Annotated in this window: 11 protein-coding genes; 8 read left to right on the forward strand and 3 right to left on the reverse strand. The window is 65.9% G+C overall.

Annotated elements, in window-relative coordinates; all coding sequences use genetic code 11:
- Positions 1–23 precede the first annotated feature (23 nt).
- Positions 24–1,823: an arsenical pump-driving ATPase gene (arsA, locus tag ACTDXD_RS27575; protein ID WP_440127896.1), complete on the forward strand. Its 1,800-nt coding sequence runs from the start codon at positions 24–26 to the stop codon at positions 1,821–1,823.
- Between the two features lie 143 nt (positions 1,824–1,966).
- On the opposite strand, the gene ACTDXD_RS27580 is transcribed toward arsA, so the two are convergent.
- Positions 1,967–2,890, reverse strand: coding sequence for a cation diffusion facilitator family transporter (locus ACTDXD_RS27580; protein WP_378563602.1), 924 nt, complete (start codon positions 2,888–2,890; stop codon positions 1,967–1,969).
- A 213-nt stretch (positions 2,891–3,103) separates the two neighbouring features.
- On the opposite strand from ACTDXD_RS27580, the gene ACTDXD_RS27585 reads away from it, so the two are divergent.
- The 6 genes from ACTDXD_RS27585 to ACTDXD_RS27610 all read left to right on the forward strand — a co-directional run bounded on the left by ACTDXD_RS27585 (position 3,104) and on the right by ACTDXD_RS27610 (position 9,953).
- The gene (locus ACTDXD_RS27585) at positions 3,104–5,092 is read left to right on the forward strand and encodes a cytochrome c oxidase assembly protein (RefSeq protein ID WP_378563605.1); all 1,989 of its coding nucleotides are present in this window, start codon (positions 3,104–3,106) and stop codon (positions 5,090–5,092) included.
- Positions 5,093–5,209: 117 nt separating this feature from the next.
- Entirely contained in the window at positions 5,210–6,145 is a 936-nt protein-coding gene (locus tag ACTDXD_RS27590) for a M23 family metallopeptidase (protein ID WP_440127897.1), read from the forward strand.
- Positions 6,146–6,192: 47 nt separating this feature from the next.
- Entirely contained in the window at positions 6,193–6,555 is a 363-nt protein-coding gene (locus ACTDXD_RS27595; RefSeq protein WP_378563611.1) for a BlaI/MecI/CopY family transcriptional regulator, read from the forward strand.
- Entirely contained in the window at positions 6,552–7,499 is a 948-nt protein-coding gene (locus tag ACTDXD_RS27600; RefSeq protein ID WP_440127898.1) for a M56 family metallopeptidase, read from the forward strand. The genes ACTDXD_RS27595 and ACTDXD_RS27600 overlap by 4 nt, the downstream gene beginning before the upstream one ends.
- Before the next feature lie 93 nt (positions 7,500–7,592).
- Positions 7,593–9,389 carry an aa3-type cytochrome oxidase subunit I gene (gene ctaD / locus ACTDXD_RS27605; protein WP_440127899.1) on the forward strand — a complete coding sequence of 599 codons (1,797 nt, stop codon included), beginning with the start codon at positions 7,593–7,595 and terminating at the stop codon, positions 9,387–9,389.
- 51 nt (positions 9,390–9,440) lie between these two features.
- A complete protein-coding gene (locus ACTDXD_RS27610) occupies positions 9,441–9,953 on the forward strand; it encodes a hypothetical protein (protein WP_378564054.1) in 513 nt (170 codons plus the stop codon).
- Positions 9,954–10,316: 363 nt separating this feature from the next.
- Here ACTDXD_RS27610 and ACTDXD_RS27615 read toward each other — a convergent pair whose 3' ends face one another.
- The gene (locus tag ACTDXD_RS27615; RefSeq protein ID WP_440127900.1) at positions 10,317–10,943 is read right to left on the reverse strand and encodes a vitamin K epoxide reductase family protein; all 627 of its coding nucleotides are present in this window, start codon (positions 10,941–10,943) and stop codon (positions 10,317–10,319) included.
- Positions 10,940–11,608, reverse strand: a complete 669-nt coding sequence (locus ACTDXD_RS27620) for a DsbA family protein (RefSeq protein WP_440127901.1) — start codon at positions 11,606–11,608, stop codon at positions 10,940–10,942. Before ACTDXD_RS27620 ends, ACTDXD_RS27615 begins: the two co-directional genes overlap by 4 nt.
- A 176-nt stretch (positions 11,609–11,784) precedes the next feature.
- On the opposite strand from ACTDXD_RS27620, the gene ACTDXD_RS27625 reads away from it, so the two are divergent.
- Positions 11,785–12,360 (forward strand): copper resistance CopC family protein, encoded by a 576-nt coding sequence (locus tag ACTDXD_RS27625; protein ID WP_440127902.1) that lies wholly within the window; start codon positions 11,785–11,787, stop codon positions 12,358–12,360.
- The last annotated feature ends 83 nt before the right edge of the window (positions 12,361–12,443 follow it).

The raw sequence follows: 12,443 nt of genomic DNA on the forward strand, positions 1-12,443 counted from the left end.
TTCTACGAGGAGTACCCGCTTTCATGACTGTCGCCGACCCGACGTTCCTGACCGACCCGCCCCGGTTCGTGTTCTTCACCGGTAAAGGCGGGGTCGGCAAGACCTCCATCGCGTGCGCGTCGGCAGTGCGCCTGGCCCGGGCAGGCAAGAAGGTGCTGCTCGTCTCGACCGACCCCGCCTCCAATGTCGGGCAGGTCTTCGGTCTGAGCATCGGCAACACGATCACCGAGGTCCCCGCGGCGGCGGGGCTCTGCGCGCTCGAGATCGACCCCGAGCAGGCCGCCGCCGCCTACCGCGAACGCATCGTCGGTCCCGTCCGCGGATTGTTGCCCGCAGCGGAGATCGCGTCGATCACCGAACAGTTGTCCGGCTCGTGCACCACCGAAGTCGCGTCGTTCGACGAATTCACTTCTCTGCTTACCGATCCCGACGGCCGGGTCGCCGGGTTCGATCACGTGCTGTTCGACACCGCCCCCACCGGCCATACCATCCGGCTGCTGCAACTGCCCGGTAACTGGACCGAATTCCTCGACCACGGCAAAGGCGACGCGTCCTGCCTCGGACCGCTGGCCGGGCTCGACAAGCAGAAAGCCATGTACGCCGGCGCGGTCGAGGCCTTGTCAGACCCCGGCCGCACCCGCCTGGTGCTCGTGGCACGCGCGAACCGCGCCGCTCTGGCCGAGATCGCCCGCACCCACAGCGAACTCGCCGCGATCGGCATGACGAGACAGCATGTGGTCGTCAACGGCGTGCTGCCCGACCCGGCCGACGACACCGACCCGCTGGCTACCGCCGTGTACCAGCGTGAACAGGCCGCACTGGCGGGTCGCGGCGCCGCGATCGCCGCGCTGCCCACCGATCTGGTGGAACTCAAGCCGGTCAACATGGTCGGCCTCGACGCCTTGAACACCCTGTTCGACACCACCACCACCACCGCAATGACCACCGGCACCGATCCGGGGCTTGCCGCCGTCGCCGACGCCCCGTTAGCGGATCTGGTCGATGCGATCGAGGTCGACGGGCCCGGACTGGTGATGTGCATGGGCAAAGGCGGGGTCGGCAAAACCACTGTTGCCGCCGCGATCGCGGTGGCCCTGGCCTGCCGTGGTCACGATGTGCATCTGACCACCACCGACCCCGCCGCGCATCTGACCGACACCCTTGCCGGGGAGCTCGATCACCTCGAGGTGTCCCGCATCGACCCTCATGAGGCGAGCGAGACCTACCGAGACCAGGTGCTGGCTACCAAGGGCGCCGGGCTCGATGAGGCCGGCCGCGCCACTCTCGCCGAGGACCTGCTCTCCCCGTGCACCGAGGAGGTCGCGGTGTTCCAGGCCTTTTCGAAGGTGATTCACGAATCACGTCGCAAGTTCGTCGTCGTCGATACCGCCCCCACAGGCCACACGTTATTGCTGCTCGATGCGACCGGGTCGTATCACCGGGAGATCGCCCGGCAGATGGGCAACGGCGGGCACTTCACCACACCGCTGATGCGGCTACAGGACCCGGCGCAGACCAAGATTGTGCTGGTCACTCTTGCCGAGACCACCCCGGTGCTCGAAGCCGCCGGTCTGCAGGATGATTTGCGCCGCGCCGGTATCGAGCCGTGGGCGTGGGTGGTCAACAATTCTCTGGCCGCCGCAGAACCGACCGCGCCGTTGTTGCGGCAGCGGGCGGTCGCCGAATTGGAGCAGATCGACACGGTTGGGGGTGAGCTCGCCGATCGGTGCGCGGTGATTCCGCTGGCCGTCAGCGAACCGGTCGGAATCGCAGCCCTGGAATCGCTCACCACCGCACAGTTGCAGCCCTCATCAGTGCGGTAGCCCTCTACAGGGCAGCCACTGGAAGTCTTCCGTGGAAGTCTCCGACCGGTCTCTCCGTGATCCTGACCTACCAGCCGTTCGATTCTCGGAATTCGATGCTGGGACAGATTGGGTCTGTCATGCATTCGGTGGGGCTGCGGAAGTCACCAGGAGAGTTCGTGGCAGCGGCCCTCGCCGTCGTGGGGTTCGACCTGCAAGGTGGCATGTTCGAGGTGGAAGCGTTCTGCCAACAGAGTTTGTGCTGCTGTGAGCACCGCAGTGGAGTCGGTGCCGGACTCGGTGACCAGATGCGCGGAGGCCACCTCCATTCCCGAGGTAAGCGTCCAGACATGCAGGTCGTGGGACTCGTGTACTCCGGGAAGAGCATCGAGTGCCGCGTTGACCTCGGTGATGTCGATACTCTTCGGTGCTTGCTGGAGCAGAATGCCGATTGCATGTCGGCCGAGGTTGTAGGCCCGCGGCAGGACAAAGAACCCGATAGCGACACCGATGATCGGATCGGCATACCGCCAGCCGAACACGAGGGTCACCACACCACTGACGAGCACGCCCACCGAGCCGAGCATGTCGGCAAGGACTTCCAGGTAAGCCCCGCGCACATTGAGGCTCTCCTTGGCCCCGTCGCGCAGCAGAAGAAACGAGATCACGTTCATGGTCAGGCCGACCACAGCGACGATGGTGACGGGAAGGCCGGGGACCTCGGGCGGCTCGGACAGCCGGTGGAGGGCCTCGTAGAGAATCCAGAGGGCGACGCCGAACAGTAGGAGCGCGTTGAGCAGGGCGGCGAACACCTCGGTGCGGTACAGGCCGAAGGTGCGGTTCGGTCGGCTGCGGGCGCGTTGCGCGACGGTGATGGCCGTAACTGCCATCAAGATGCCGAACACGTCGGTGAACACATGCGCGGAGTCGGACAGCAAAGCCAGCGACGAGGTGGATAACCCGACGACGAGTTGGATCACGAAGGTCGTCAGTCCGAGGGCCACGGCGATCCACAGTCGTCGGACGTGTCGACCGGAGGCGCTGGTGGCCTGGCCGGGGGAAATACCATGTCCGTGTCCGTGGCTCATCGCGGCACCTTTCCGTTGACGACATGAACAATATTGTCATATGCGCATCTATGCATGCAATGCACCTGAGGGGGGTGAGGATCAGCGATGAACTATCTTTCATAGTATTTCGGCGGCGAGGCACGCGCCTGCAGGTTCGGCCGGCGGGAACGGGCGAACAACGGACGAGTGAGGTTTTCCGTGGCAGGCACTAAGAGAGCTGTAGTCGGCGTGATGACCGGCTGGACAGTAGGGGCGGCGCTGGTAGCGACCGCCTTGGCGGCCGTATCGAGCAGTGAGGTTCTGCGGTTGCTCGGGCTGCCCGATCCCGGGGTGTTGACGAGGTACGGCCTTCCGGCCGCCACCGCGATAGGGGAAGTGGCGGCGGTGGTGATGATCGGGTCGCTGCTGGTTGCGGCGGTGCTGGTACCGCCGCAACGGTCCGGGGTGCTCGATGTCGACGGATACCGGGCGGTGCGCACTGCGGGAGCGGCTGCAGCGCTGTGGGCCGGATCCGCGGTGGCGCTCGTTCCTCTGACGTTGTCGGATACCTCGGGCCAGCCGCTGAGTACCGTGTTCGCCGATCCGCTCCCGTTCGTACAGGCGGTGGGGCAAATCGAGGTCGCCACCGCGTGGGTGTGGACCGCCGGTCTGGCCGCTGTCGTGGGGCTGGGATCTCGCCTCGTGCTGCAGCATCGGTGGACGCCGGTGCTGCTGGTGATGGCGGTGCTGAGCTTGATGCCCCGTGCGTTGACCGGACATTCCTCGGCAGGGGGATCGCATGACCTGGCCACTAACAGTCTGGTGTTGCATCTGGTGGCGGCCGGTCTCTGGGTCGGTGGATTGGCGGCGCTGGTGCTGCACGCTGTGCGCGGAGGTGGGCACCTGGATGTGGCCACGCGCCGGTTCTCCGCGATGGCGACGGTGGCCTTCGTGGTGATGGCCGCCTCGGGGACGGTCAACGCCCTGGTGCGAGTTCCGATCGGGCAACTGCTGTCCGGCCCGTACGGATTCGTGGTGATGGCCAAGGTGCTCGCATTCGCCGTGGTGGGGTGGCTGGGGTGGCGCCAGCGGACGGTGGCCGTCACTGCTCTGGCTGCCGACCCGTCGAATCGGGGCCCGTTCGTACGGTTGGCGTTGATCGAGTCGGCAGTGCTGGCCGTCACGGTCGGGCTCGGGGTGGCATTGGGTCGCACGCCGCCGCCGCAGGGTGAACGCGGCGCACCCAGCCTGGTCGAGGAAGTCCTGGGGTACGGCTTCGACGGGGCGCCGACGATGGCCCGTTTGGTGACCGAATGGCGGTTCGATCTACTGCTGGGATCCGCTGCGGTGGTGCTGGCGGCGGTCTACTTGTGGGGGGTGCGCCGACTGCGTGCCTCGGGAAAGCACTGGCCGGTGGGTCGGATCGTCTCCTGGCTGCTCGGCTGTGTCGTGCTGCTTGTGGCCACCTCGTCGGGCGTCGGGCGCTACGCTCCAGCGGCATTCAGTGTGCACCTCGCCGCGACGGCGGCGCTGGCGATCGTGGTACCGCTGTGCCTGGTACTGGGAGCTCCGCTCACCTTGGCGGCAGCGACGGTGCGGCCTTGCTCGGGCGGCGCAGTTCCGGGCGCCCGCGACTGGATGCGGGCGCTGTTCACCAGCACCGCTCTGCGGTGGATGACTCACCCGGCGGTCACGGTGACCGTGTTCCTGGGCACCTTCTATGTGCTGTATCTCGGGGGGATGTACGACGGACTTGCCGGGTCGCACACCGCGCATGTGTCGATCAATGTGTGGCTGCTGATGGTGGGAGGGGTGTTCTTCTGGAGCATCGTGGGCATCGATCCGGTGCCCCGCCCGCCGGCGCCGGTGGTGCGGGTGGCCGCGGCGGGAGCGGCGCTGGCCGGGTATGCGTTCTTCCTGGTGGCCGTGATCATGGCGGATTTCGTGGTTGCCGGCGAGTTCTACGATTCGCTGCGACTGGGGTGGTTCGACGACCTGGCGGCCGATCAGCGGCTCGGGGGCAACCTGGCGTGGGGTGTCGGTGAGTTGCCGCTGCTGCTGGCGACGGTGCTCGCGATCGTGCAGTGGGGCTCTGCCGATCAGCGGCGTGCACGTCGGCGTGACGAGCAGGTCGCTCACACCGGTGACGACGAACTCGCCTCCTACAACGCCATGCTGCACAGCTTGTCTGATCCGGAGAGCGCCGCCGACGGCCGCGGCCGGAATAGTTCCAGATCATGACCATCCACGGGGATTGCACACCGACCGGTTATTGAAACTATGCAACATAGTAGTACGGTGTCGATGTCCGTCACCGTTTCGTTATCACGCGAGCGGGTGCCTTCCTGAGGATGCATCTTGGCCCGACACCGTAGACCAGAACCCGAACTCGCTGATCCCCGCCACTTTCGCTGTGATACTCCGACCTGGCGTCGTCCCGAGCCGACCGAGACCGTCGACGCGGGCAGGACGATCGAGTCCGTTGCGCCGACACCGCCGGTCCTGGACTCGGACGCACGTCTCGATGCCGAGAACCGGGAGTCCCCCGAAGAGCAGGCGGAGACCGACGTGCCCGCCCCGCTCCGGAGCGCAGGCGCACATCGCCGGACGAGCGCAGGGGCCAGCGGACGTGTCCTGGCAGTGTCGGTGGCTGCCGGGGCATTGTTTGCGGCCACGACCTCGAGTGCCCACGCCGCGTCGGTCCATCCCGCGGCCGTCGAAGAATTCGAGACCGCACCGGAGCCGTCGACCCCGCCGGAATCGCTCTCGCAGGCGCCGCAGGTGCTGCAGGTGGCCCAGGTACCGACTCTGGCGGACTTCGCGGACCAACTCGACCGGGCTCGGCTGCGCGAAGAGCGCCGGCTCGCGCGAGAGGCCGAGGCACGGCGCCCGAAGACGCTGATGCCTGTCAGTGGCACGCTCACCTCGAGTGTCGGGCCGCGATGGGGAACCACCCACTACGGTCTCGACATCGCCAACACGATCGGCACCCCCATCGTCTCGGTGACCGACGGCACGGTACTCGAGGCCGGGCCGGCTTCCGGTTTCGGCCTGTGGGTGCGAGTTCTGCAGGACGACGGCACCATCGGGGTGTACGGGCACATCGACCAGGCCTTGGTCTCTGCGGGACAGCGTGTGCGTGCCGGTGAGCAGATCGCCACTGTCGGCAATCGAGGGCAGTCGACCGGACCGCATCTGCACTACGAGGTCTGGGAGCCGGACGGTCGTAAAGGTGATCCCATGGCATGGTTGAGCGCACGAGGAGTTCAGGTCGCGCCGGATGCGCGCGCATAGGTAGCGCATGGATAAGGGATGATCGGTGAATGTCTGCGAGGGGAGCCATGAATAGGTTGGGGGGCCTCGAGGCCGAGGTGATGAACGAACTGTGGTCGACCGAGGATCCGCAGTCGGTGCACGATCTCGTCGATCGGCTCAGCGAACGCAAAGAGTTCGCCTACACCACCATCTTGACCGTGGTCACCCACCTGTACGAGAAGGGGTGGGTGCAACGGGAAAAGCGTAGCCGCGCGTACTTCTATTCGCCCTCCCGCAGCCGGGAAGAGGCGACCTCCGAGGCGCTGCGTGCGCTGCTCGACAGCAGCGCCGACCCCAGCGCAGTGCTGCTGCATTTCGCCAAGACGGTCAGTGACCGCGAATACGATGCCCTGCGCCGCGGTAGGACGAACCGGACCGCCGACCAATGACATTGGCCCTGGTCCTGCTGCTGGGCGCTGCTCTGATCTCGATCGCCGCACCGCGGATGCTCGCCCGGCTTGCCGGCACCTCCCTGCCTCCGGGAGTCCTGCTGGCAGCCTGGCTCGGCAGCCTGGGCGGGGCGCTGTTCCTCGGGGCTTCGGCGGTGGTCACCTTGGCCTGGCCCGACCATGCGCCCGCTGAGGCCGCGGTCGAAGCCGTGGTGCGATGTTTTACCGCCATGTCCCATGCGGTGCAGCCGTGGATCACCGAAACCATGGCAGCAGTCGGGGCTCTGGGATTGCTCGCCGTGGTGGTCCGAGCCGTGATTCTGGGTCGGCGATACGCCCGGGAACAGGCCCGTCTGCGCACCTATCACCGGGATGTGGTCGCCATCGTCGCCCGTTCCCGCGACGACGATGTGATGTGGCTAGCGCACCCGATGCCGATGGCCTACAGCGTCGCCGGCCGGCCCGGGTTCGTCGTCGCCACGGACGGGTTGTCGGATTTTCTGACCACGGGTGAACGCGACGCGGTGCTCGCCCACGAACGGGCGCACCTGCGAGGCGGTCACCACCTCATCGTCACCACATGCGACATCCTCGCTGCGGTATTCCCGGTCGTCCCCTTGTTCGCGTCTGCCCCGTCCGCGGTCAAAACTCTGGTCGAACTCACCGCAGATCAGCACGCTGCCCACGCCACCAGCACAGCAACCGTGTGCTCGGCGCTGACCGTGGTGTCCGCATCGACACTGTCGCAGCCGGCCGGGACCCTGGGGCTGAGCAACGAGACGACGCTGCGGCTGCGCACCCTGAACCTCAGCTGGCGGACCCGATGGCCGCGGCTGTCGTACGCGACTGCCGCAGCGTTGTCGGTGACCATGCCCATGGCCACCGCGCTGGCCGGGCTGGCCGTGGTCTCTGCGTCGGTGTGCCTGGTAGCCACCACGGTCTGATCCACCCTAAAAACTATGCTGCGTAGTAATTAGGTACGCTCGTGACGTCTCATCGTTGTGCGCACGCGCAAAAACCGGATCGGACAGCACCTCATGACCGCTCTCGCCCCACCACCCTTACCTGCCGCCACCCGTCCGATGCCGGCGCGGCGCAGACCCAAGGGCGCCTTCCTCTACAAGATGATCACCACGACAGACCCGAAGGTTCTGGGTCTGATGTATCTGGTGACCTCGTTCGCGTTCTTCGGGGCCGGCGGACTGATGGCGCTGTTCATGCGCAGCGAGCTCGCCGTACCCGGTCTGCAGTTCCTGTCGAACGAGCAGTACAACCAGCTGTTCACCATGCACGGCACGATCATGTTGCTGATGTATGCCACCCCGGTGGTGTTCGGTTTCGCCAACTACATCCTGCCGCTGCAGATCGGGGCACCCGATGTCGCCTTTCCCCGCTTGAATGCCTTCAGCTACTGGCTGTATCTGTTCGGTTCCCTCATCGCCGTCAGCGGTTTCCTCACCCCGGGCGGGGCCGCCGACTTCGGGTGGACGGCCTACGCGCCGTTGAGCTCGGAACTGCATTCGCCGGGGATGGGCGCCAACCTGTGGGTCGTGGGTCTGGTCGTGTCCGGTCTGGGCACCATCTTGGGCGCGGTCAACTTCATCACCACCGTCGTGTGCATGCGTGCCCCGGGGATGACGATGTTCCGGATGTCGATCTTCACCTGGAACATCTTCATCACCTCGATCCTGATCCTGCTCGCCTTCCCGCTGCTGACCGCGGCGCTGATGGGCTTGCTGTACGACCGAATGCTCGGCGGGTACATCTTCGATCCCGCCACCGGCGGTGTGTTGCTCTGGCAGCACATGTTCTGGTTCTTCGGCCACCCCGAGGTCTACATCATCGCGCTGCCGTTCTTCGGTATCGTCTCCGAGATCTTCCCGGTGTTCTCCCGCAAACCGATCTTCGGCTACACCGGTCTGGTCTATGCCACCTTGGGCATTGCCGCGCTGTCGATCGCGGTGTGGGCGCACCACATGTACGCCACCGGCGCAGTACTGCTGCCGTTCTTCTCGTTCATGACCTTCCTGATCGCCATCCCCACCGGCGTGAAATTCTTCAACTGGATCGGCACCATGTGGCGAGGCCAGCTGACATTCGAGACGCCCATGCTGTTTTCCGTCGGGTTCTTGATCACCTTCCTGTTCGGCGGTCTGTCCGGCGTCATCCTCGCGAGCCCGCCGATGGACTTCCAGCTGCACGACTCATACTTCGTGGTGGCGCACTTCCACTACGTGGTGTTCGGCACCGTGGTGTTCGCGACCTACGCCGGCGTCTACTTCTGGTTCCCGAAGATGACGGGCCGGATGATGGACGAGCGCCTCGGCAAGTGGCACTTCTGGTTGACCTTCATCGGCTTCCACGCCACATTCCTGGTGCAGCACTGGCTCGGCAACGAGGGCATGCCCCGCCGGTACGCCGACTATCTGCCCACCGACGGGTTCACCACCTTGAACGTGATCTCGACCATCGGCTCCTTCGTCCTGGGCGCCTCGGTGTTGCCGTTCATGTGGAACGTCTTCAAGAGCTACCGCTACGGCCGGATCGTGACCGTCGACGACCCGTGGGGCTACGGCAACTCGCTCGAATGGGCCACCACCTGCCCGCCGCCGCGCCACAACTTCACCGAACTACCGCCGATCCGCTCCGAACGACCTGCGTTCGAGCTGCACTACCCGCACATGGTCAAACGCATGCGAGACGAGGCGCACGTGGGATTCAGCGGTGCCCCCAAGAGCACCACGATCGTCGATCGTGATCCCGCCGAGCTGCAGAGCTCCGGCGAGCCATCGACACACAGCGACACCTCGACACCTACCGACCCGAAAGAATAGTCGTTCGCCGTCTCGGCGCCGAAAGATCGGAAAACACTGTTGAAGACCAACATGCCGGTGGTGACTGTGCCGGCAACAGACCGGGCCACCGCGGCATTGGCCGACTGGGTCATCAGGGACCTGACCGCGTTGATGCTCGAGCATGCCGGACTTCCGGATCCTCAGCGGCTGCGTCGCCTGCCGACCGTCACAGCCGCCCACATCGGCAAGCCGAGCAAACTGCGTCGGCATGTGCGCGCGTTGGAACAGGTTCTGGGACAGGTGAACCGGCACCTCCATGCCAGCACGCCTCCCTGTGGGTACGGCGCCCAGGCGGCCCCTGCCGTGCCCGACGAGGTCTTCGATGTGGCGGCCGATGTGGCCGGGACCGTCGCCGACTACGGCAGCCCGGCTGCCGCTCTGGCCAATCGGGCGGTCCTGATCTCGGCTGCAGTGATCGGCGAGGGATGGGGGATGACCTCGGCAACCGAAAATTGGTCGGCTACCGCACAGTCGTATTGCGCATTCATCACGCAGCTGTGGTGCGACGAGCCGCAGGCGCAGGTGCTCGTCGATCCCGGATAGCGATCGAGGTCACTGCAGTGGGATACCCGGCCGGGCTGCGGGGCCCTGTCTCGGACGGATCGGGCTGGATCCGCCCGAGACAGGCCCGTACGGCGGCCGGAACCGCTCGTTGTAGGCGGACTTGAGCTGGCGCGGCCGGGCGCTGCCCGGACCATCCCTGAATCCGAGAGGAGTGTGAGGTGCGTCAGGGATATTTCGCCGTCCGGGTGAGATATCCATAGGGTTCGACTCTCGACCGGCCGCAGAACATCGACATGGTCACCGCGCATCTCACGGGCGGGCGACGCGGTCGGTGCGACGATGCGCAAAGGTCGAGGTCATGGCAGGGACAACAGAGCCGTGGCTGACCTTGTGCGGCCCGTGTCAGATCAGGGTCTGCCAGTACGACCAGAAGGCTTCGACGACGAAGGCGAGCACGGTCAACACCCACACCGTCGGTAGCACCGAATGGTGACGGTGCAGCAGCTGCCATGTCCGCGACGGCCGGGTCGTGTGCACCGCCTCGAGGTACAGCAGGCAGTACCACCAGGCGAGCGCAGTCACCAGCCACACCACCATGCAGTACGGACACAACGCCCCGATCCGGAAGAGACTCTGGAATGCCAGCCAGTGCACGAAGACGACCGCAGCACTCAGGCCGGTGAACAGGCCGTTCCAATACCATCGGGGCAAGCTGGCTCCGGCCAGGACTACGGCGGCAGTGGTGAGCACAACCGCGAAACCCATCAGCCCCAGCAGCGGATTGGGAAAGCCGAACAATTCCGCTTGCCACGAGGTCATGATCGACCCGCAACTGATGACCGGATTGATGCTGCACGAGGGCCGATACGTCGGATCGGCCAGCACAGCGAACTTCTCGATGGTGAGCACCAGCGAAGCGATCAGACCCGCAGTGCCGCAGACACCGAGAATCCAGCCCACCCCTTTGCGGCCGAGTGCCCGCCCCGACGTCTCGCCGGCGACCGTCGCCGAACCCGCCGGGACGCTCACTCTGCCAACGCCGTGTCGATCCTGGCCTTGAGCAGTTCGTAGCTGGGCATGGTCGGCAGCTCGACGTCATTGAGGAACAGCGTGGGCGTGCCCTGCACACCGAGGGCGAGACCGTCGTCGAAATCTTGGTCCACGCGCGCGCTGACAGCGGGATCGTTGACGTCACGCTCGAATGCGGCCATATCCAACCCCAGCTGTTCGGCAAAACCCCAGAACACTGCTGCCTGAGACTGGCTCGACTCGCCCCACTGCGCCTGCGTTTCATACATACGCTGGTACATCGGCTCGAGACGGCCCTGCCGAGCCGCGGCCTCGACGACCCGGGCCGCCAGATGGCTGTTGGTGTGGCTGGGAATGGGGAAATAGCGGATGCCGATGTCGATCCGTCCGGCGTACTCGCTGCGGATCCGCTCCATCACCGGGTACAACGCTCTGCAGGACTCGCACTCGAAATCGAGGAATTCGACCAGCTGAACCTTGTCGTCGGGGGCGGTGGACAAGGTGCGGATGTCCGTTGTCCACACCGGTGTCGCGGCAGCACCGGACGACTCCTGCCCGTCTTGTCCGTTCGATTCGGCGCGATTGGCGTAGAGCACCACCGCCAGCACCACCACGAACACGGCCACCAGTGCCGCGGAGACTTTCATATTGGGCGTCAGTTTCATGTTTCGTCCGTCTCGGGTACCGGGAGCGAGCCGGCAGTGTCACCGACCCACCGTAAAACTACGCTACATAGTAGATGGGCTAGGGTAGAGCCCGGTCAGCGCCCTTCGCGTTCTATCGACAGGCCACCGCCCCGGACGTCATACCGGTGCCAGGGAGGCCGAGAAAGTATGCACCCATGAAGAAACTCGTCACGATCTTCGCCGCCGCCGCAGCAGTGCTGCTCCTCGGCGTCACGCCCGCACAAGCGCACAGCACGTTGATCGGCTCCACCCCCGCAGCCGACGCCGCGGTGGCAGGTTCCCCAGAGGAAATCGAGCTGCAGTTCAACCAGACCATCAATACCGCGTTCGCCACGGTGACCCTCACCGACGGTGAAGGTACGCAACGCGGAAGCTCCGAGTCGATCGTCGACGGAGACCGGGTGCGGCTGTCGATCCCCGAGCCCCTGGCCGCAGGGGGCTACACCGTCGGTTACCGGGTCATCTCCGCCGACGGCCATCCCATCACCGGCTCCTACGCCTTCACCGTCACTGCAGCGGCCGGGCAGACCCCGGCCCCCGATGCTCCGACGGCCTCGTCTGATGCCACGTCGGCCGCAGCCGCACCCGAGACCCCCGAGGCGCAGGCCGAGTCCGCAGACGCGGAGTCCTCGAGCTCCTCGGTGCCACTCCTGCTGATCTTCGCCGCGCTGGGAGTGCTGGTCATCGCTGGCGGCACCTGGGCAGTGGTACGCGCCTCCCGCAAGAGCTGACACGCAGACCGGCGGAACGGGCTGTACACCGCCGGCCTTCTCGCTCCGTCCCGACCCACGTGCGCGACGCCTTGTAATTTCGG

Origin of the sequence: Rhodococcus sp. SJ-3, assembly GCF_051918125.1 — a bacterium.
Classification (GTDB): domain Bacteria; phylum Actinomycetota; class Actinomycetes; order Mycobacteriales; family Mycobacteriaceae; genus Rhodococcus.

Excerpts from the sequence above, each read along its gene's own strand:
- arsA (WP_440127896.1), top strand. The coding sequence starts at position 24 with ATGACTGTCGCCGACCCGACGTTCCTGACCGACCCGCCCCGGTTCGTG.
- ACTDXD_RS27620 (WP_440127901.1), bottom strand. The coding sequence starts at position 11,608 with ATGAAACTGACGCCCAATATGAAAGTCTCCGCGGCACTGGTGGCCGTG.
- ACTDXD_RS27585 (WP_378563605.1), top strand. The coding sequence starts at position 3,104 with ATGACCGGCTGGACAGTAGGGGCGGCGCTGGTAGCGACCGCCTTGGCG.
- ACTDXD_RS27580 (WP_378563602.1), bottom strand. The coding sequence starts at position 2,890 with ATGAGCCACGGACACGGACATGGTATTTCCCCCGGCCAGGCCACCAGC.
- ctaD (WP_440127899.1), top strand. The coding sequence starts at position 7,593 with ATGACCGCTCTCGCCCCACCACCCTTACCTGCCGCCACCCGTCCGATG.
- ACTDXD_RS27610 (WP_378564054.1), top strand. The coding sequence starts at position 9,441 with ATGCCGGTGGTGACTGTGCCGGCAACAGACCGGGCCACCGCGGCATTG.
- ACTDXD_RS27625 (WP_440127902.1), top strand. The coding sequence starts at position 11,785 with ATGAAGAAACTCGTCACGATCTTCGCCGCCGCCGCAGCAGTGCTGCTC.
- ACTDXD_RS27600 (WP_440127898.1), top strand. The coding sequence starts at position 6,552 with ATGACATTGGCCCTGGTCCTGCTGCTGGGCGCTGCTCTGATCTCGATC.
- ACTDXD_RS27595 (WP_378563611.1), top strand. The coding sequence starts at position 6,193 with ATGAATAGGTTGGGGGGCCTCGAGGCCGAGGTGATGAACGAACTGTGG.